General features: G+C 62.3%; 17 protein-coding genes, 1 pseudogene and 3 riboswitches. Of the genes and pseudogenes, 8 read left to right on the top strand and 10 right to left on the bottom strand.

What is annotated here, in order from left to right; all coding sequences use genetic code 11:
* Positions 1–66 precede the first annotated feature (66 nt).
* Positions 67–726: a DnaA N-terminal domain-containing protein gene (locus CKO11_RS14790; RefSeq protein WP_223640424.1), complete on the bottom strand. Its 660-nt coding sequence runs from the start codon at positions 724–726 to the stop codon at positions 67–69.
* Positions 727–1,255: 529 nt separating this feature from the next.
* On the opposite strand from CKO11_RS14790, the gene CKO11_RS14785 reads away from it, so the two are divergent.
* Together CKO11_RS14785 and CKO11_RS14780 are read left to right on the top strand one after the other, a co-directional pair.
* Positions 1,256–2,563, top strand: coding sequence for an AAA family ATPase (locus CKO11_RS14785; RefSeq protein WP_223640422.1), 1,308 nt, complete (start codon positions 1,256–1,258; stop codon positions 2,561–2,563).
* Positions 2,560–3,666, top strand: coding sequence for a ParB/RepB/Spo0J family partition protein (locus CKO11_RS14780; protein ID WP_223640420.1), 1,107 nt, complete (start codon positions 2,560–2,562; stop codon positions 3,664–3,666). Before CKO11_RS14785 ends, CKO11_RS14780 begins: the two co-directional genes overlap by 4 nt.
* Positions 3,667–3,850: 184 nt before the next feature.
* On the opposite strand, the gene CKO11_RS14775 is transcribed toward CKO11_RS14780, so the two are convergent.
* Positions 3,851–4,168, bottom strand: a complete 318-nt coding sequence (locus tag CKO11_RS14775; RefSeq protein WP_223640418.1) for a DUF1992 domain-containing protein — start codon at positions 4,166–4,168, stop codon at positions 3,851–3,853.
* Between the two features lie 10 nt (positions 4,169–4,178).
* A complete protein-coding gene (locus tag CKO11_RS14770) occupies positions 4,179–4,733 on the bottom strand; it encodes a TetR/AcrR family transcriptional regulator (RefSeq protein ID WP_223640415.1) in 555 nt (184 codons plus the stop codon).
* A gap of 206 nt (positions 4,734–4,939) precedes the next feature.
* Positions 4,940–5,068: riboswitch (TPP riboswitch) on the top strand.
* Positions 5,069–5,171: 103 nt separating this feature from the next.
* Between CKO11_RS14770 and thiC the strand changes: the two genes are divergently transcribed.
* On the top strand, positions 5,172–6,974 hold the full coding sequence (gene thiC, locus CKO11_RS14765) for a phosphomethylpyrimidine synthase ThiC (RefSeq protein ID WP_223640412.1): 1,803 nt from the start codon (positions 5,172–5,174) through the stop codon (positions 6,972–6,974).
* Positions 6,975–7,113: 139 nt separating this feature from the next.
* On the opposite strand, the gene CKO11_RS14760 is transcribed toward thiC, so the two are convergent.
* The 7 genes from CKO11_RS14760 to CKO11_RS14730 all read right to left on the bottom strand — a co-directional run bounded on the left by CKO11_RS14760 (position 7,114) and on the right by CKO11_RS14730 (position 15,005).
* Complete coding sequence (locus CKO11_RS14760) at positions 7,114–8,541, bottom strand: ABC transporter ATP-binding protein (RefSeq protein WP_223640409.1); 1,428 nt, start codon at positions 8,539–8,541, stop codon at positions 7,114–7,116.
* Positions 8,538–9,314 carry an ABC transporter permease gene (locus tag CKO11_RS14755; protein WP_223640407.1) on the bottom strand — a complete coding sequence of 259 codons (777 nt, stop codon included), beginning with the start codon at positions 9,312–9,314 and terminating at the stop codon, positions 8,538–8,540. The genes CKO11_RS14760 and CKO11_RS14755 overlap by 4 nt, the downstream gene beginning before the upstream one ends.
* Complete coding sequence (locus tag CKO11_RS14750; protein ID WP_223640404.1) at positions 9,311–10,243, bottom strand: ABC transporter permease; 933 nt, start codon at positions 10,241–10,243, stop codon at positions 9,311–9,313. The genes CKO11_RS14755 and CKO11_RS14750 overlap by 4 nt, the downstream gene beginning before the upstream one ends.
* Positions 10,240–11,733, bottom strand: coding sequence for an ABC transporter substrate-binding protein (locus tag CKO11_RS14745; protein ID WP_223640401.1), 1,494 nt, complete (start codon positions 11,731–11,733; stop codon positions 10,240–10,242). The genes CKO11_RS14750 and CKO11_RS14745 overlap by 4 nt, the downstream gene beginning before the upstream one ends.
* A 244-nt stretch (positions 11,734–11,977) precedes the next feature.
* Positions 11,978–12,194: riboswitch (cobalamin riboswitch) on the bottom strand.
* Between the two features lie 178 nt (positions 12,195–12,372).
* Positions 12,373–13,392, bottom strand: coding sequence for a GSU2403 family nucleotidyltransferase fold protein (locus tag CKO11_RS14740; protein WP_223640399.1), 1,020 nt, complete (start codon positions 13,390–13,392; stop codon positions 12,373–12,375).
* 248 nt (positions 13,393–13,640) lie between these two features.
* A complete protein-coding gene (locus CKO11_RS14735) occupies positions 13,641–14,048 on the bottom strand; it encodes a GFA family protein (RefSeq protein ID WP_223640396.1) in 408 nt (135 codons plus the stop codon).
* Positions 14,049–14,162: 114 nt separating this feature from the next.
* Positions 14,163–15,005: an EAL domain-containing protein gene (locus CKO11_RS14730; protein ID WP_223640393.1), complete on the bottom strand. Its 843-nt coding sequence runs from the start codon at positions 15,003–15,005 to the stop codon at positions 14,163–14,165.
* 293 nt (positions 15,006–15,298) lie between these two features.
* A riboswitch (cobalamin riboswitch) is annotated at positions 15,299–15,477 on the bottom strand.
* Positions 15,478–15,683: 206 nt separating this feature from the next.
* On the opposite strand from CKO11_RS14730, the gene CKO11_RS14725 reads away from it, so the two are divergent.
* The 5 genes and pseudogenes from CKO11_RS14725 to CKO11_RS14705 all read left to right on the top strand — a co-directional run.
* Entirely contained in the window at positions 15,684–16,385 is a 702-nt protein-coding gene (locus tag CKO11_RS14725; RefSeq protein WP_223640390.1) for an ABC transporter ATP-binding protein, read from the top strand.
* 30 nt (positions 16,386–16,415) lie between these two features.
* Positions 16,416–17,537: a SufD family Fe-S cluster assembly protein gene (locus CKO11_RS14720; RefSeq protein WP_223640387.1), complete on the top strand. Its 1,122-nt coding sequence runs from the start codon at positions 16,416–16,418 to the stop codon at positions 17,535–17,537.
* Positions 17,538–18,597: 1,060 nt separating this feature from the next.
* Positions 18,598–19,377: a tonB-system energizer ExbB gene (gene exbB, locus CKO11_RS14715; protein ID WP_223640384.1), complete on the top strand. Its 780-nt coding sequence runs from the start codon at positions 18,598–18,600 to the stop codon at positions 19,375–19,377.
* Positions 19,377–19,796, top strand: a complete 420-nt coding sequence (gene exbD / locus CKO11_RS14710; RefSeq protein WP_223640381.1) for a TonB system transport protein ExbD — start codon at positions 19,377–19,379, stop codon at positions 19,794–19,796. The genes exbB and exbD overlap by 1 nt, the downstream gene beginning before the upstream one ends.
* Positions 19,793–20,276: pseudogene (locus CKO11_RS14705) on the top strand (hypothetical protein); the annotation flags it as partial. The gene exbD and the pseudogene CKO11_RS14705, both read left to right, overlap by 4 nt.

Raw genomic sequence — 20,276 nt, 5'->3', positions numbered from 1 at the left:
GCGGCTCACGAAAGGCAAGCCGCCCTTATCCTATTTGCGGATCTGCCTGCCCTGACAACGGAGGCGTCAGCTAAGGCGCACCCCATATCCCGGCGCTTCCAATGCCAAGGCAGCCTCAAGACGTGACATGTGATGCGTGCGCACATAAGTCGCATGAAATGCCGAAGGCGCCCGCAGCCACAACTCTTCTGCCATCTCTTCCACTTCGAGAGCCGCAAACCACGCACGGTAGATACTTGCGTCTTCCTCCTGCAGGCGACGCGCGATCCGGGGCCAGACACCCTCCCCTGCCGGCAAAGCCACCTGTGGAAATGGTATCACTTTACTGTCCTCGACCTCGGCGACCGGGCCATCGAGCCGCTTGACCAGATCGGGGCCGACCATTTCCCAACTTGCGCGCGTGTCTTCCAGAATCTGCGAAATCCCAAGGCCGTAGACGGTGACCCGTCCCCGCGCCGCGGGCCGCTTCTCGATCAGCCAGCCACGTTCGCGAAAGACGGCCATCTCGCGCTTGACCGTTCGGGTATCGACCGACCAAAGCCGCGCAATTTCAGTTTGACCGACAGAGAGATGATCGTTTTGCCAATTATAGCGGGCAGTGATCAGACAGATGAGACGCAGGGTTTGCCTTTGCAAGGTTTTCCCTTGCGAAAGCGCATGCACGCCAAGGATCGTCAGCAGATCGTATTTGCGCGTAGCCCCGCCGCGACCGACGGCCTTCTTCATCAACATGTCCTGCCCTCGGAGACGATGCCCCACCGCTTATGAACTGGCAGTCACGTCGTTATCCTGCAAAGAGTTCCGAAGAACGTTGCTTCTCAACTCTCTACGCCACCGCCAAGCGTTTTTCGTTTTGTTGTCGGCATTAGCGTCCTGTTGGCCGATTCTGTCAAGGGGTGCTTGCGCATTCCGCAGTTTGGATCTGTCGAACCCGTTCTCAAAATCAAAAAGAAAAGGTTCTTAATGGTATTAGGGGACATCCTCCGTGTCCCCTAATAGGGGCAGTGTTGTCCCCTCAATCTCTGGATGAGGGCGCCGCATGTCACCTCAATATTTGCTTCTGCGCGCCGGCCCAGACCTCTTGCGCCGTCGTGTTTAGGGCTTCACTGCCGAATCGCATAGGTCCTGGAAAAGCCGGACAATTTGGGCATCTCGGCAAAACACGATCTAAGCATAACTTAGGTTTTGAAGTTTTGCCAAATCCATCGTATTTCAGAAATTGCAAACAATCTACGTCCAGACAATGGAATCGAGCATGTACACCCACGAAGATCTCGCCGCTCTTCAGGCGCAGTCACTGAAGATGCAGGGCTTTATCCGACGCCAGACCTTCTCGCCCGAGCATGAAAAGACCCTGCGCAGATTCTCGTCCTGGGAGGTGTCGGAGCTGATCTTCAAGATCAACCAGTCGACCTTCCGCGGGCGCTTCGCCGCCGATCCCGACCTTCCCGGCGGGGAAGTCGAGGAGGATGGGCGCCAGCGCTGGTTTTCGCTGACAGAGATCAACGAGCTGCGGCGCAAGATGAAGATTAACCGCACCTCGCTCATGCCCAAACGTCCCGCCGGCAAGCGCGCGATCCGTGCGGCGATCTCGAACTTCAAGGGCGGCGCGGGCAAATCGACCGTGGCTTTGCACATGGCGCATGCGGCGGCGCTTGATGGCTATCGCGTGCTGGTCGTCGATTTTGACCCGCAGGCCACGCTGACCCATTCGATGGGGCTGCATGATGTCAGTGAGGAACTGACGGTTTGGGGGATCATCGCGCGCGATCTGGTGCATGAAACCGACCGGATGAATGCCGCGCCCCGCGCCGCCGAAAGCGGGGCCGCCCTGCCCCAGCGGCGTCTGCCGGCTTCTGTGCGGGACCTGGGTCTGGGCGATCTGCGCGTGACCGACTTCATCCGGCCCACCGCCTGGCCGACCATCGATATTGTGCCCAGCTGCGCCAATGCCGCCTTCGTCGAATTTGCAAGCGCACAGTATCGCCATCTCAACCCCGACTGGTCCTTTTTCGCGGCCGTCTCGCGCTATCTCGATGCGCTGTCGAACGATGCCTATGACATCATCCTCTTCGACTGCCCCCCCGCCATCGGGTATCAATCGATGAACGCCGTCTTTGCGGCCGATGTGCTCTATATCCCGTCGGGCCCCGGTTATTGGGAATATGACAGCACCACCTCGTTCATCGGGCAGTTGGCCGAGGCGCTCGAAGATCTTTCGCAGGGGTTCGACGGCACCTTCCCCGCGGGGAAGATGCGTCTGCCGAAGGCGTTCATCGACATGCGCTTTTTGATGACGCGCTACGAGCCGGGCAACGAATTGCACCGCGCGATGTATGAGGCTTTCTGCAAGGTCTTTGGCGATACCGTCTGCAAGGAGCCGATCGAGATGACGCGCGCGGTCGAACAGTCGGGCCGGTTTCTCTCGTCGGTCTATGAAATCGACTATCGCACCATGACCCGCGAAACCTGGCGCCGCGCCCGCGCCTCGTTTGATCGCGCCTATGCGGAATTTAGATCCTGCATGCTGGCGGCGTGGGACAAGATGGAGGATGAGCAATGAAAAAGCGTCGTACCTTCGATATCGATCTGCCCGAAGACGAGACCTTCCCCGCGGGGAAGGAGCGCCCGTCCCCCTCCCCTGCCCCGCGCCGCTCGCCGATGGCCGCCGCCATCTCCGAGAATGCCGAGGCGTTGCGCGACCGCCGTGCGCTTGAGGACAAGATCCGTGCCGAAAACGATGCGCTGGCCGCCGAGCATGTTCGGATGAAGCGGCTCGGTCTGATCGTCGACATGGTGGCGCTTGAGGCAATCGACAGCTGGAAGCTGGTGCGCGACCGCGCCAAGGGAGATGACCTTGAACTGGCCGAGCTGGTGGCCTCGATCCGCGACATCGGTCTGTCGAACCCGATCCGTGTCGAGGCGCGCGAGGATGGCCGGTTCGAACTGGTGCAGGGGTTCCGCCGTCTTGCCGCCTACAAGGCGCTTCTTGCCGAGACCGGCGACGCGGAGCGGTGGGGCAAGATTCCGGCGGGCATTCTTCCCCGCGGGGAAAATCTGGAGGGGCTTTATCGGCGCATGGTCGACGAGAACCTCGTGCGCAAGGACATTTCCTTTGCTGAAATGGCGATGTTAGCGCTGAGCTATGCGCGCGACCCGCAGACGGCTGAAAGCGATGCCGATCGCGCTGTGGCCGAGCTGTTCAAATCGGCGGGCTACCAAAAGCGCAGCTACATCCGGCAGTTCATCCGGGTGATGGATCGGTTGGGCGACGCTTTGCGCTTTGCGCCGCATATTCCACGCGCGCTGGGGCTCAGGCTGGCGGCGGCGATCGAGGAACGCCCCGAACTGGTTACGCAGATCAACGCAGTGTTGCGCGATTGGGAGAACCGCTCGGTGGCCGACGAGTTGGAGGTTTTGCGCAAAGCGGCCGGGATGGAGGCAGAGACGGCCGGGCAGGGGGCGCCGCCGCCTGATCCGGGTGCCTCCAAAGCCCGGCCCCCGGCGCGTGCCAAGACCACGTTTCAGGTGGCCTCGCCGCTTGGGGCTGCGAAATGTACCGCCGCGAACGGGCGTCTCGAAATCAAGCTCGACCGCGATTTTTCGGCCCTTGATCGGCGCAAGCTTGAGGCCGCGCTGGCCCGTCTTCTTGGGGATATCGCCTGATCTTCCCCGCGGGGAAGCCTTCAAGGCTTTCGCGCGTGCGGATGCTTTTCGCCGGCGCCGGTCGCCTTGGCATCCGGCGCCGGCGATCTGGTTTCAGGATCGGTTGCGGACCCGGCAGAACGTGAGACGGCGGCTGTTTGAAAGGGCAGGGGGCGCGGATGTGCAGGCACCAGCCTCAAGAACGTCAGCGGCCGTAAAAACGCCGCCGCGCTTCTTGTTCTATGTCGAGCCGTAACTGAAGATCGGCGAGTTTTTTCGCCGCCTGCTTTCGGGTCACCTCATCGGCGGCGGCGGACACAACACGGGTCTGTTCTTCCACGGCTTTGCGCAATTGGATTTCACGCGGCAATGCCCCAGCCTCTGCCATGATCCGAAAGCCGATTGCGTCAACGCTCCCGTCCCCTGCCTGGTTCAGAGGGCGTCCCGCCCCCTTGAGGTTGTCTAACTGCCCCTCGGCCTGCGCCTTGAGGATTTGTCGTTCAGCCATGTCGGAAAACTTCATGATTTTCTCCTCAGTGAGGCTGGGTCGCTAAGAAACCGCGTTCCGTTTCGTCGAACACCGGCCAGAACATGGCCAGCCCGGTGGGCGCGCGGGGGCCAAAAGCCGCCAGCGCACCGGTAAGCGCCAAAGCTGCGGGCAAGGGGTGCAGATCGGCCCGGAATACGCCCTGCTTCTGTCCGATGGTCAGGATCTCGACATAGCGCTGACACCAGTTTTGGGTGAAACCGTCGAGCATCTGGGCAATCGCGGGCTCTGTCCCGGCGATCTGGTGAAGCTGCGCGAAGCACGCCGCCAATTCGGGGTGGTCGCGAAGGCTGTCATGATAAGCTGCGGCTTCGGCGCGCAACTGCATACGGGCAGGCTGCTTGGGATCGGGCACTGGAGGCAGCAGGGCGAGGAAGCTGTCGCGTGTCGTTTCGGCGACGAGCGCCACCAAAGCGGCTTTGGTTGGTACGTGGAAATGCAGTGTGGAGGTGTTGATGCCCGCGCGCGATGCAACATCACGGGTGCGGAGTGCGGCATAACCCTTTTCAAGAATGAGCGCCCGTGCCGCCTCGGCGATCATGGTCCGGCGTTGGTCTTTTCTCAGATAGGGGTGTTTCTGTTCGGTCATAAATCAACCATATGATTGATTTTCCCCGAATGCCAGTAAAATCATGTTCGGAAATCGGCGCTGCTGCCATGCGCCCGGGGGGGGCGAACCTGACGATAGGCGGTCGGTTTCGCCGGGCTGCGGAGGTTGACAACTTATAGCCCGAAGCGCAATTTCGACGCACTCACCCGGGGGGTCTCGACAAGAGGCTGAGATACTGCTGGCCGGACACCGAAGCCGCGCAGCGCAGTGACCCGATGAACCTGATCCAGTTCACACTGGCGTAGGGATGGTGCACTGGCCGCGCGGGCCCGGACCACGTTCTTGTGGGAAGGAACCGATCCTATACCGGCAATCCCATTCGACGCGGAACTGGGTCTCCAACGCCTTGAGCTCTGGAGGCTCCGACCGATGAAAGACCTGCCCCCAACCGTCACCACGGGCCCGCTGCCCGCTTCACGCCGCGTCTGGCACACGGGCGAACACTACCCCGAGATACGCGTGCCCATGCGCGAGATCGATCTGCATCCCACGGCCGGAGAGCCTCCTGTCTCCGTGTACGACAGTTCTGGCCCCTATACAGACCCGCAAGCCGAGATCGCCATTGATCGCGGCCTGCCGCGTCTGCGCGCGGCCTGGATTGCCGCAAGGGGCGATACAGAGACCTGTGAGGGCCGTCATGTGAAGCCGGAGGACAACGGTTTTGCCGAAGGTGCGCGGCTGACACCCGAATTCCCGCACCGCCTGGTGCCGCGCCGGGCCAAGGACGGGCAGGCGGTGACGCAGATGGCCTATGCCCGGGCCGGGATCATAACGCCCGAAATGGAATTCGTCGCGATCCGCGAAAACCTTGGGCGCAAAACCGCGAAAGAGGCGCTGGCTCGCGACGGCGAGAGCTTTGGCGCCGAGATCCCTGATTTGATCACGCCCGAATTCGTACGAGACGAGATCGCGCGGGGTAGGGCGGTCATCCCCGCGAATATCAACCACCCCGAGGCCGAACCGATGGCCATCGGGCGCAACTTTCTTGTCAAGATCAATGCCAATATCGGCAATTCTGCCGTCACTTCGTCGATGGCCGAGGAAGTCGAAAAGATGGTCTGGGCGATCCGCTGGGGCGCGGACACGGTGATGGACCTGTCCACGGGCCATAACATCCACAACATTCGTGAATGGATCTTGCGCAATGCACCGGTGCCCATCGGCACGGTGCCGCTCTACCAGGCGCTGGAGAAGGTCGGCGGCATCGCGGAAGACCTGACCTGGGAGGTGTTCCGCGACACGCTGATCGAGCAGGCCGAGCAGGGGGTAGATTACTTCACCATCCACGCGGGGGTGCGGTTGCATATGATCCCGATGACGGTGGGCCGGTCGACGGGCATCGTCTCGCGCGGGGGCTCGATCATGGCGAAATGGTGCCTGCACCATCACCGCGAGAGTTTTCTTTACGAGCATTTCGACGAGATCTGCGACATTGCCCGCGCTTATGATGTGGCGTTCAGCCTGGGCGACGGGCTGCGCCCGGGCTCGATCGCCGATGCCAACGATGCGGCACAGTTCGCCGAGCTGGAAACTCTGGGTCGGCTGACCCAGATCGCCTGGGCCAAGGATTGTCAGGTGATGATCGAGGGGCCGGGCCATGTTCCCATGCACAAGATCAAGGAAAACATGGACAAGCAGCTCCGCGAATGTGGCGAGGCGCCGTTCTATACGCTTGGGCCGCTGACCACCGACATTGCACCGGGCTATGACCATATCACCAGTGGCATCGGTGCGGCGATGATCGGCTGGTTTGGCACGGCGATGCTTTGCTATGTGACACCCAAGGAGCATCTTGGGTTGCCCGACCGGGACGACGTGAAAATGGGGGTGATCACCTACAAGATTGCCGCCCACGCCGCCGATCTGGCCAAGGGGCACCCGGCCGCACGGATCCGCGACGATGCCCTGAGCCGCGCGCGGTTCGAGTTCCGGTGGGAGGATCAGTTCAACCTGTCGCTCGACCCGGACACGGCACGGTCGATGCATGATGAAACCTTGCCCAAGGAGGCGCATAAGGTGGCGCATTTCTGTTCGATGTGCGGGCCGAAATTCTGCTCCATGCGCCTTAGCCACGACATCCGTGCCGAGGCGCAAAAGGAAGGCATGAAGAAGATGGCGGAGAAGTTCCAGGAGGGCGGCGATCTCTATATACCGCTGGAGGAGGTGAAATGAGCGCCTCCGAGATGCGCCACACGCCGGGGCCAGACAGACGGGGGCGGATGTAACGTTTCGCAAGGGGCGAAGGCCGGATCTTTGGTTTCAGATCGCGGTCTTGGCCCTTTGCGGCGTGTTGTGGGTCAGTGCGCCGCCGCTAGGCGGTTTGAAGCGTGGCCGCCGCCTGCGGCGCGCCCGGATTTTCATTCAAGTGGACCTGCCGGTCTGTTGCTTGGGCAATCAGATCCGGGCTATGGCTGACCAGCAAAAGCGCGATGCCCTGGCTGCGGGCAAGATCGGTCAGCATGCCGATCACCTCGCGTTGGGTCAATGGATCGAGCCGCGAGCTTGGCTCATCGGCAAACAGCATCACCGGATCCAGCAAAAGCGCGCGCACAATGGCAAGGCGCTGCAATTCGCCCCCCGAAACCTCTGTGGGCAAACGCTCCAATAGCGCCGGGTCCAGTCGAAGCCGCGCCAGAAGCGGTGGCAGACGGTCTCGGGCAATGCCATGAAGCGCCATCAGATCCGCCAATCCTTGGCCAATGCGCTGATGGGAGGCAAAGGCTGCAGGCGGGTCTTGCCAGAGCTTTTGAAACCGGATCGGGGCAAGGCCCGCGCCACGGCTGATCTGCCCCGCCGCAGGATCCGCAAGCCCCAAAAGCGTATCTCCCAAAGACGATTTGCCAACGCCCGAGGGGCCGCAAAGCCCCACCACCTCGCCCGCATGCAAAGAGATATCAAGCCCAGAGAACAGCACCTTGCCGCCGCGCGCCACGGTCAGCCCCGTGGCGGTCAAGATCGGCGCCCCGGGATGCGGGGCAGGGGGGGCGGGCCAGTGGCGCGGCTCTGCGGCGATCAGTTTGCGCGTATAGGGTGCTTGCGGGGCGCGCAGCACCTGCATGGCGGGGCCGCGTTCAACGATCTGACCCTCGCGCAACACGATGATCTCTCCGCCCAGCATTTCGGCCAGTTCAAGATCATGGGTGATGGTCAGCAGCGCACCGCCGGTTTCCGGCACGATGCGCAGGCGGCGGGCTACCTCGTCGCGGCGCGCCAGATCCAGCCCTTTGCTGGGTTCATCCGCGATCACGATTTTCGCGCCGCCCGCGCGCGCAGCGGCAATGGCCAGCCGTTGTGCCATCCCGCCGGAAAGCTCAAACGGGAACCGATCGCCTGCCTTGCCCAGATCAAGCGCGTTGAGAACCGCGCGGGTCGCTTTTTCGGGTGTGTCACTGCGTGCAACCAGCCGATAGACCTCCTCGACCTGCCCCCAAGCCCGCATCAACGGGTCAAGCGCGCGCCAGGGTTCTTGCGGCAGCACCGATATGGCGCGCCCCCAAAGCCCTTCGATGGCGGTTGGGTTGTCGATTGCAACCTGTTGGCCGAGCAGGGAAAGCACCCCCTGCGCATGCAGGCCCGTCGGCAAAGTGCCAAGCAGAGCCTGCGCAAACAGGCTTTTGCCCGACCCCGTCTCACCGATCAGTGTGACCGCCTGGCCGGGGTCAAGCTGCAAGGAAATCGGCGCGACCATCTCTTGCAGGGCGCTATGGACAGAAAGGTTTTCAACAGTCAGCAGGCTCATGTGCGCTTTTCTCCGGCAATGAGGGTCAGCGCCAGCAGCGTGGCCAGCGTTACAAGAACAGGTTGCAACAATGCCCAGGGGGCCTCGCGCCAATAGGGCAGCAATTCGACCATCATCAGCCCCAGTTCCGGTGTGGGGGCGCGCACCCCGACCGAGACAAAGCCAAGCGCGGCGATCCCCATCACCACCGCCGCAAAGGTCAGCGCAAAGGTTGCGCGCAGCACCGGGGCCAGTTCCGGCCAGAGATGGATGCGGAAGATGTAAAACGGCCCGAAGCCCAAAAGCCGCGCGGCTTCCACCGACGGGGCGGCAAGTTGCGCGCGGATCGTGGCGCGGGTGAGGCGGAAGATTTCCACCCAAAGCGTAGCCGACAGCCCGGCCCAGAAGGCCAGCGGCTGATTGGGCAAAATGATCCCGGCCATCAGCACGATCAAGAGCGCGGGCAGAGCCACAACGCTATCGGCAAACAGAGTCACAGCCCGGTCCACCCAGCCCCCGCGCCAGCTTGCCAAAGCGCCAAGCGCCACGCCGATGACGGCGGTGGTGAGCAGCGTGGCGGCCGCCAGTCCAAGCGATAGCCGCAGGGCCGCCGCCAGCCGTGCCGCCATTGACCGGCCCAAATGGTCATAGCCAAGCCAGCTTTCAAAGGAGGGGGGGTGGAGCGCATGCATCAGGCTTTGCGCCACCGGGTCCACCGGATGGATGAGCGGCAGGCCAAGCGCGAACATCAACACAGCGGCCAGGATGGCCGCCCCAAAATAGCGGGCGATCATTGGCGCGCCTCCCGCGGGTCCAACAGTCGGGCGGCAATATCGGCGCAGGCGTTCACCAGCACAAAGGCGAGCCCCATCATCAAGGCGGTGCCTTGCACCATGGGCACATCGCGGTGAAACACCGCATGCACAAGCGCATGGCCGATCCCGGGCCAGCCAAAGATCGTTTCCACCACGACCACGCCTTCCATCAGTGCTACGAATTGCGCCGCGATCAACGTCAGCACCGGCACCGCAACATGGCGCAGCCCGTGAAACAGCAAGACTTGATCCTCGCGCAGGCCTTTCCAGCGCGCAAAACGCCACCAATCCGACTGCCGTGCTTGCACCAGCGCCTCTCGGGTGATGCGGGTTGTGGCGGCGGCAAGGCCCAAGGCCAGCGTCAGCGCTGGCAAAACCAGATGCTGCGGCGCGCCATGGCCTGCCGCGGGCAGCAGCCCAAGCGCGATCGACACGAGGACGATCAGCACTAGTCCCAACAGAAATTGCGGCGTCGCCTTAAGCGCGGCGGCCAGCAAAAGCGTCAGCCGGTCAAACCAGCCGCCCGGCCGCAGACCGGCCGCAATTCCGAGCGGCGGCCCGATCAGCAGCGAGAGCACAATCGCCCCCCCAGCCAGTTGCGCCGTGGCGCCCAATTGGTGCCCGATCTCTGCGGAGACCGGCATGCCGGAGACCAGGGAATTGCCCAGATCGCCGCGCAACATGCCGGAAAACCAACCGAAAAATGCCCCGATCCCAGAGGGGTCGCCGAGCTGCGCGCGTACAAGTTCTGCATTTTCGGCGGTGATATTGTCATAGCCAAAGCGCGCGCCAGCGATGCGCATCACCATGTCGCCCGGCAAAGCGCGCATCATCAAAAAGCTGGAGATGGCGACAAGGAATGCCACCATCCCGGCTTGGGCGAGCCGCCACCCAAGTGCTCGGATCATTCCGCCCACTCCACCGATTTAAGGCCCAGTGTGCGCTCAAACGGGTCCAAAACCACCCCTTTGACGCTGTCGGAAATGGCCATTGTCTGTTGATACCACGCAATCGGCAGCACCGGCAGTTCGGCTTGCAAGGTGGCAACAAGGCGCGCGCGCGTGTCTTCGGGGGCGGTGCCCTCGGCCATCGCGGTCACGCCTGCTGTAAAGGCGGTATTCGACCAGCCCATCGCCCCCCATTCCCCGTCAGGCGCGTAATCTTGCAACAGCGTGCCGACCGGATCAGGCAGCAGAGCGAAATTGCGCGCAAAAAGGGCAGTGTCCAGCGTGCCATCGGTATGGCGCGTGGGGATTTCTGAGAAATTGGTGGAATTGATCGTGGCTTTGGCGCCGATGGCGGCGAATTCTTGCTCCAATACGGCGGCGACCAGTGGCAATTCGGGCCGGTCCGGATAGGTCAGGATTTCGATTTCCAGTTTCTTGCCATCTTTTTGCAAAACCCCATCGGCTCCTTCGGTCCAGCCAAGCGCCTCAAGCGCGGCGCGGGCGGCGGCAGGGTCATAGCGCAGCGGCGTAAGCGTGGCGTCATGCCATCCCGCCATCCCCGGCGGGAACATTTGCGTCGCGCCTTCGGGGTAGCGCAGCACCGCGCGTGCGATCCCGTCGCGGTCAATCGCAAGGCTCAACGCTTTGCGCGTTTGGGCATCATAGCGCGTGCCATTGACCTTCAGCATCAACACCCGCGGGATGGCGACGGAACGGACCTCAAGCCCTTCGGTCCCCGAAAGGCGACGGACCGAGGCCGGATCAAGGCTGATCGTCACATCTGCATCGCCGCTTTCCGCCATCAGCGCGCGGGTTTCCGAGCGGCTACTGGCGGTATAGACCGCCGTTTCAATCGCAGCAGGTTTGCCCCAATAGCCATCAAAGGCCTGCAAGGCGAGTTTGTTGGGGGGGGCAAGTTCGGTCACCTTGTAAGCGCCAGTGCCGATCAGCGCGGTGATGGTGCCATCGGCCTTGATCGCGGAAGGGGCAATGATCGCGGCGCGATATTCGGCCAGCATGGCGGGCAGCATGGCGAAGGGAGTTTGCAGCGTGATGTCCACCCGGTGCGCGCCGGAGGCATGGATGTCTTTGATCGGCGCTTTGGCCAGCAAGCCGCCATTTTCCAAGGATCGGATCAGCGCGGTGGCAACGGCCGGCGCATCCATCGGGGTTCCGTCATGAAACATAACCCCCTCACGCAGGGTGAAGCTCCAGCGCAACCCATCGGATGCGGTGTCCCAGGCGGTGGCAAGGCCCGGCAGAAGCCGGCCTTCCTCATCGGTATCCACCAGAGTTTCGACCACATCCATCTTCAAGAAGATGTTGCCCGACTGGATCGGGTCTGGGCCTTTCAATTCAAAGGGGGCCACGACATCCAGCACGCCATCATGCGCCAAAGCGGGCAAAGCGGTGCAGGACATCATCAGCGCAAGCATAGCGTGGCGGACCATTGTCGTCTCCTCAAAGGACCCGCCAAAAGACGGGCATCAGAAAAAGGTTAAGAACCGGAATACGCGCGCAGGGGCCGTCACGGGCCTGTGCGCACAGCAGGGCGAAAAATGCGGATCGCGCCGATCAGGGATGAAAAGGGCAGGGCTGCCACAACAAGATTTGGCCCACCCCAAAGGGGGGCACAGGCGCCGAGCGCATGATCTGTTGCATCTTAGACTCCTTTCCGGGACTCCCCGCCCGGCGTGAGATTGCATCGATGATGGCAGGTCTCCTGACTCGCGGCTCATGGCTTGCCCGATCCTTCCCAGCCCGCTTGGGCCAGTGGTATCTTTCGAGCGTGCTAACCGCCTACAGTTGCGGGGGCAGTCGCGGAGTTGGCACCATATCTGGTGTCGCACCGCGTTCCCTTTTCATCTCGCAAACCCGAAGACCTGCGAGAACCATCGCGAAACTGCTATCAAAAGCCACTCAGGGGCGACAAGCGAAAAACGTTGACGCAATGGCGGAAACGCAGCCGAGCCATGCGACAAAGATGTTCGGCAACAGGGCAGGGCGGACAAAGGCTTGCATGGCCCGCCCTTGCGGCGGGGGCCGATCGGTCCGATGCCCGGACCCAAGTGGTCGACATAATCACAGGGCTAGCCCAGCTTTGCGAGTCTCTCTGCCGTTTTGGCCATTCGGGCAAGGCTTGCGTCCAGGCGCTTGCGCCAGCGCGGGCCGCGGGATCGTGCATCCTCCCAGGCTTCGGCCAACTCGTCGGGACGGTCTTGCGCGAGCACCTCGATCAGGAAGGCAGCCTGCGCCCGGTCCTTCGCGGATTTGCCCCGATCCGATTTTTCGCGGCGGCGGTCGGCCACGATCAGCTTGTGGATCGCGAAACGCTCAGGGCGGGGGATCTGCACGAGCACGCCCGAGCGATAGACTGCGACCGCCGGGATTGGTTCTGCAATCAGGTAGTTGAGATAGTTCAGAGCCTGCGCCGAGACCCCGAGCGCGGGCAGGGGTTTTACCGTCTCGTCGCCAAAGGCGGGCGTCAGGAACTCGACCATCACCTCTGACCGGCTCTGCCGCCATTTCCATATTTGACGGTCCGATATCCCCGGCACAGGGTCGAATTTCAGCGCCGAAAGGATATCGCCCGGATCTTTTTCGACCTTGTCTTCCAGCGCGACCGAGAGCCGCTGGAAGCTCGCCAGATCGATATCGCCGGTCTGTGCCAGCCTTTCCGCATCCATCCGCACGCCGAGTTCGCCCTGGTAAAGCGCGAAGGCCGCTGTTCCGATCAATGTCCCGCCAAGGCGAAACATCCCTGTCCGGGCGAAGGCGAGAAACAGCGAGCCGGTGTCCCGATCAGTGGCGATGTAGCCCTCGGCCCGCAGGATGCGAGTCAGGCGGGTCATCCTCTGACGTCGCGCCTGTGTATCCGATTTCAGCGCCGCTGCCCGCGCCAGCCGGTCGCGAAGTTGCGGGCTGTCCTCGCCAAGATAGCGGCTGCGGGCCTCCGTCCCGAGCCGAAACCGCTCGTAAAGATAGGTGCGTCCGGCGCGATGGCGTTCTTCGATGGTGCCCGTCACCTCTGCCACGCGCTCGTCGAGATGCAGCCGAAGCAGGTCTTGATAGGTCGTCTGAGCGGTCTGGCTGTGTGAGATGATCTGCATGGGGCGCCTTGTGTGCAACGATTTCATATTTATTGCACATCGCCCTGTGTGCGACAATTTATTTTTTGCGGCACACGGGCATTTCTGACGTGATCGGCCACGTTGGTTTGCAAGAGGAGAGCACCCGAGGAAGAGACTTGCGCCAGGTTTTGTCTGCGGGCGCGTTTCGCCCCCTCGCGTTGCTATGGAAATGGCTGTCGTGCCTTTATCCTATGGCTTCGCCGAAGATGTCCTGCCGCGAGTGGTGCTTATTTTGGGAGCCCGTCGATCTTTGCGAGGGTGTCGAGGTTGTCGTCCCATTCCGCGCGATTGGAGTAGCAAATATGCGCTTCGGGCAGAATGTCGATTTGGCTGTCAACTGAGCCTGCCGGCACAACAAGAACGTCATCATTCGAGTTGTAAGACGGGAGCGCGGACCCGCAAGCTGCGCAAAAACACTTTATGTGCCGTGTCCCCGGAACGTTGAACGTCCTGATATTCTCCTGACCTGACACCCAGTCTATCTTCGCCGTGGACGAGAACAAATTGGCCGAGTGCGCTGAACCGCTATCCTTGCGGCAGCGTCCACAATGGCAAAGGAAGAAGCGCTCGAACTGTCCCGATATGCGGAACGTTACCGCCCCGCAAAGGCATTGTCCGCGCACCAGATTCTCCATGCAAGTTCCCTCAAAATGCCGAAGCTACGTTGTCAGTCCGCCAGATGCTGAGGACGAAGTTTAGCAGTCCATCTGGGGGCTGTGCAACGCCGGCACGGCGCGCTTGATGCGGGATTAACAACGCGCTTGCCGGACCTCGGACACGCTCCACGGCGGCCTGATGGTGGGGGCGCCAAAGTAATAGCCCTGCATGCAATCAACGCCTGCTTCTGTCAGCCATGCCGCATCTTCGGCGCTTTCCACCTCTTCTGCCACAGTGAACATTTCGAAATGCTGCGCAATCGACAAAAGCGCTTGGGTCAGGATTTGATTGTCGGTATTGCGCGCAATACCGGAGATGAACTGGCCGGAAATTTTCAAGATGTCGAAATCGAAATTACGCAGGTAGCGAAACGATGTGTAGCCCGCGCCGAAATCGTCAAGCGCGAAAGAAATCCCCTTCAATTGCATCTCATTCATGAAAGCCAAAACGAGCTCGGGCATCGTCATCGCCGAGGATTCGGTGATTTCAAGGATCAGCCGTTCGCCTATTGTTTCGTCGCGTGCAAGACCCCGGGTGAGGATACGCATCCATTCGGGCCAGCCGATCGAACGCGCTGACATGTTCACCGAAAGCCGAAGCTTCGGGTTTTCGGCGAGCGTCAACAGACCCATTTCCAGCGCCAGACAATCGAGCTTCCGACCGAGGTCGCTGGTTTCAACGGTATCGATAAAATCATGCGAGGGCACGATGCGCCCTGACTCGTCGATCACCCGTATCAGACCTTCGTAGAAGGCCGGGCGTCCGGGATGGGCGGGCTGTACAATCGGCTGGAAGGCCAGCATCACATCGCGTCGTTCGATCGCTTGGCGCACCATCGCAAGAATTTCGCGGTCGCGGCTCGACACGGCGAATGAAAGCGGGCTGGCCTCGGACAACTGGATTGGTTCGCGCGGCTGCACTGGAAATTTCGTCATCGTCCACCCCTAACTCTTAAGTTTCTATAATGCGGCTGATCGGTCAATGAGCTGTTAAATTGAGAGCAATTCCAAAAAGCTTGGTTAAGGGCCTGGTATGGTGAAAATGCTATGTCTGAGACGCGGCCGGTTTCGTGGACAGCAGGTGATCGGGCTGGCCCGTTCTGAAACGGATGTAAGGTATAAATTTCAACGTGAAACGGTTCGACAGTCAGGCGGTCGCGGCGCTTTATGCCATGCTTGCTGCGACCGAAGACTGGAACCGGAAGGGCGCCGACGAAGAGGATCCGGGTCGGTCGATGCCCAAGCCGAGGATCTCTTGGCTTGCGGGTCACAGCTTGGCTGGCTGTGCCGGGGATCAAAGCACCCAATGGCATTCTTGACTTGGCTCGCCGCTTACGGTTGCGGGGGCAGCGCCAGCTTCCATTTTCGCTTTCGACAGCAACCAAAGGCCCGAAGAAACATTCTATTGGGCTCTCATCGCGCTTCCTGTCAATATCTGGATTGGTGAAATGTCGCAGGGGCGCCGAGCGGGGTATACAGCTTTCTGGCCACAATGCGATCCGGGCTGCGACGATATGGCTGATAAAAAATATCAGGTTAGTGATAGTCTCTGTACAAAGACCCAGCCGAAATGCGTCAGCGAGGTTCATCCAAGGCAAGTGCGCGGGAGGGATCATGCTGGAGATTTCGGGTCTGAGTGTGGAGGTTGCGGGTAAGTCGGTGCTCGAGGGCATTGACCTTTCGCTGGGGCAAGGCGAATTGCACGTGTTGCTCGGGCCGAACGGATCGGGAAAATCGAGCCTTCTGGCGGCGATCATGGGTCTGCCGGCCTATCGCATCGTCGCAGGCGAGATCCGGCTTTGCGGCGAGAAGATCAACGAGATGCCTTTGTCCGAGCGTGCAAGACGCGGCATAGGTATGGCATTTCAGCGCCCGCCCGGGCTTGACGGGGTCACGGTTTCGGCTTTTGCCGCGGCGCTGCAGGCGCAGGACCGGTTGCAGAGCGAGGCGGCGGCGCTTGATCTGGCGGATTTCTCGCGGCGCGAGCTGAACGTGGGGTTCTCGGGCGGCGAGATCAAGCGGTGGGAAATCCTTAAGCTGATGCTGCAAGATCCGCAGTTGGTGCTGTTCGACGAACCCGAGAGCGGCGTAGATCTGGAGCATGTGATCGCCGTGGGTCAAGCGATTGACCGGATCGTGCGCCGCCCCGAAGCAGCGCGCACCGGCCTTGTGATCACCCATACCGGTACCATTTTGCACCATGTACGGGCTGATCGCGCCCATATCCTGCGCGGCGGTCGACTGATCGCCTCGGGCGCGGCGGAGGCGCTTTTCACCCATGTGCAGGCACATGGCTACACCGCCCCCGACGTTTGACGCCGGCGGCTTCACGATGAGGAGATTTTCATGAATGAAGCGCTCACTTCCCCGCTGCCCCTTTCCAATGCCGAGCGTGCGCTTTTGCACGAGGTCGGTTTCGCGGACGAGAGCCTGCGCACGGGCACGGCCGTGCTGATTGATGACCGGATGCGGGTGGCGCAGTCTAACATACCCGACCAACTGGAGATCCTGCCGCTTGCGCAGGCGCTTGAAACGCACGATTTTGTGCAGGATCTGATGTTCGGCCTTGTCGGGCCGGAGGCCAATGCCGATATCCGTGCGATTGCAGATACGATGCAACCGCCTTTGGGCCATTTCATCTGGGTCAAGGCAGGGGCGAAGCTGCGGCTGCCGGTGCAGTGCTTTTCGATGATCGAGACTCCGCAGGCGCGACAATTTACGCATGATATCACCCTGATCGAGGCCGGTGCCGAGGTCGAGATGATCGGCGGCGCGATGGTCCCCCCAGCACTTCATCGCGGTCGCCATATCACGCTTTCGGAAACCTATCTGCGCGCGGGCGCGCGCTGCACTTCGGTTGGCATCGAGCATTGGGCGCCGGGTATGGAGGTGCATTCCTACAGCTTCGCCCAGCTGGAAACCGGTGCGCAATCCGACACCACAGCGATTTTGCTCGCTCCGATCCGGGAGCATGTGGCGCAAAGCCGGACGGAGCTGGGTGCGGATGCGATCAGCAGCACCCAGACCGTGGTTTTTGCGCCCGAAGGGACGCATCGTCGGATCGACAGTGAAACGCGGCTCACCGCGCCGGGGGCACGGGCAAAGGAAATCACGCGGATGGTCTCGACAGGTGGCGAGATCGACAACCTGGCGCGGATGATCGGCGCTGCGACGCAGACCGAAGGGTTTCTGGGCTGCGACGGGTTGAAGCTGACCGATCAGGGCGCGATCCGCGCCGTGCCCGCCCTTGACGCTCAGGCAGAAGGGACAGCGCTTTCGCACGAGGCCTCGGTGGGGCGGATCGATGGCGAGAAACTCGCCTATCTGATGGCCTCGGGTATGGAAGAGGAGGCCGCGCGCAACCTGATTGTTCAGGGCTTCCTTGCTCCGGCGGAAACGCGGATGCCAGAAGACCTGCGTGATCGGGTCGCGGCGATGATCGTCTCGGCGAAATCGGGCGGGATGTAACAGCCAAGTCGGACTATCGAGTTTCTTCCGCCCAGGGCTTTGCCTCGGGCGGGAGGCGTTGTGTTGTCGGTGCCGTCTTTGGATCGTTTGCCGCTCACAAGCTTTGTTTCGCAAATCACAATTGAGCGCCGTTGAGCACGCCAGGCTGAATTCATAATAAAAACCATAAGAATTGGGGGCTGCAGGTGGCGGAAACAAAAACAAATACAGCGCAATCGTTGGCAGGCGTACCGGGGCGCAGGTGTTGTTGACCCGCATCGTGAGGACCCGTGTGCGGCTGTCGTTGGCCGAGACGGCGGAACGACCCCGTCCGAGCACGTTGTAGGCGGTCTTGAGCGAGACCTTCAGGCCTCGGCTGATCGCACTGACCGAGACGCCTTTCGCCCGTTCCCGGACGATCTGGCGGCGCTCCTGATCGGTCAGTCTGCGGTGGCTCGTCATGTGAAGTATACGTTCCTATTTCTTGCCAACTTCGTACCCAACTTCGTACAAGGCCGCCTTCTCTCAGCGCAAGCGGAGAAGGCAATAAGGGCTTGTACTAAATGTAGAAAATCTGCCTCGCAGGCCGATTTGACGTCTTTTGTCGAATGCAGCGCGCATCGCGCTCAATGCAACACGTCCTACGCCCTCTGGACCGCGTTTTGTGCGCCCCGCAGCACGTCTGCGGGCGCGCGCCAAATGACCCGCGCCGCCCGTATCGCGCATCGCGCCTGATGCGTCCCGTTCCGCGCGCGATGCACCGTGGCCAATGTCGACTGGTACCCGACATCTGGAGACCGCATCGCGCGCTACGGACACCGTCATCTGTCAATTGATCCCGTTTTCACATGCAGCATAATGCGCTGTGGCGCAGGCGACGCATGTTGCGGGGTTCGTGTCGGTCGAGGGCTTCGCCACCGCCTTCAAGAGCCATCGCGGGCGTTCCCCCTAGGCCCTGATCGGGGCCAGGAGGCTGGGGCAAAGCTAATAGTTGACAAGAATAGTAAATAAGCTCCATGAATGTCCGATAGAAAGACTCGAGCACTTTCGCGCGGTCTGTCCCCCTACTGCGAGGTTCGCCATGCCCCCCGCCGACCCGACCCTGTCCCTTCTGCTCGACCGCCTTGGTCTTGGCACGCTTGCCGATGCCTTGCGGGCGGCGGCGGGGTCGGAGGCGCTGACGCCTTTGTCGATGTTCGCGCAGGCCGATGCGCTGGTGCAGGCGGTGATGGCAGGGCTGCTGGGGGCTTCGGTGCTGGCCTGGGCGATCTGGGTGGCGAAGCTTGTGCATCTGGCGCGGGCGCGGCGGGGGCTTTCGCGCGATTACCGCACTCTGGCCGCGGCGGGGCGGCTGGGTGGGCCGCTGCCCGAGGGGTTGATCGCGCGGATGCAGCGCGCGGCGCTGGCCGAGATCGCCGCCTCGGAAGCCCTGCCCGCCGCCGGGATCAAGGAGCGCGTCGCGATCGAGCTTGCGCGGATCGAGGCGGGGGCGGCGCGGGCGATGCAATCGGGGGTGACAGCGCTCGGCTCGATCGGCGCCACCGCGCCCTTCGTCGGGCTTTTCGGCACCGTCTGGGGCATCATGAACGCCTTTGTCGGCATTGCGCAAAGCGGCTCGTCGAGCTTGGCCGTGGTCGCGCCGGGCATTGCCGAGGCGCTGATGGCGACCGCGCTCGGCCTTGTTGCGGCGATCCCCGCGGTGCTGCTTTACAACCATCTGACCCGGGCGCTTGGCGCGCATCGCGCCTGTCTGTCCGACGCGGCGGCGCTGGTGGAGCGCACGCTGTCGCGCGATCTTGACCGGGCGCGGCTGGCGTCCGAGGGCACCTCGGCCACGCCCCTGCATCTGGTCGCGGAATAATGGCGCTCCGGGTCTCTGAGGGTGACGATCTCGCCCCCGAAGCGCAGATCAACATCACGCCTTTCATCGACGTGATGCTGGTGCTTTTGATCATTTTCATGGTGGCAGCGCCGCTTTCCACCGTCGATGTGCCGGTCGATCTGCCGGTGGCGAGCGGCGCGCCGCAGCCGCGCCCGAAGGCGCCGGTGGTTCTAAGCCTGAGTGCCGAACAGGGGCTGATGCTGGGGCGCGAGCCGGTCGCGCCCGCCGATCTGCCCGCGCGTCTGGCCGCGGCGACAGAGGGCAAGCTTGACACGCGGATCTTCGTGTCTGCTGACAAATCCGTGCCTTACGGCGATATGATGGGGCTTCTCGATCAGCTTCGCGCGGGCGGATACCTCAAGATCGGGCTGGTCGGGCTGGAAGAGGCGGCCCGATGAGCCTTGCGCTGCCTGAGCGCCCCGAAGGCCCCGGTCGGGCGCTGCTTCTGGGGCTGGCGGTTTCGGTCGTCGTGCATGGGCTCGCCGTCACGCTGCTCTCGGGGCGCGAGGCCGCGCCCGCGGCGCTGGTGGCGGCCGGGGCAGGCGGCGAAGATATCGAGAGCCTCGAGGCGATCGCGGCGCAGCTCGTCGATCTGGCGCCCGAGATCGCCCTGCCCGCGCCCGAGATGACCTTGCCGCTCACCGCCCCGGTGATCGAGGTGCCACAGGTGCGGCTGCCCGATCCGGTGCTGCTGCCGCCTGGGCCGCCAAAGATTGAGGTCGAAAGTCCCACGCCCACCGAGCGCCCGCGCCCGAAGCCGCAGGAGCCGCCCAAGGCGCAGCAGCACCGGCCCGAAGAGCAACCGCCCAAACCCGCGCCGCAACCCGCAAAGCAACCCTCCGAAAGCCGGGCGGCCTCGCGCGCGGCGGGGGCTGGCG

The organism is Rhodobacter sp. TJ_12, assembly GCF_020023995.1.
Lineage (GTDB): Bacteria > Pseudomonadota > Alphaproteobacteria > Rhodobacterales > Rhodobacteraceae > Rhodobacter.
Note: the sequence above shows the minus strand (reverse complement) of the source record. Positions and strands in the feature narration are given on the sequence as shown.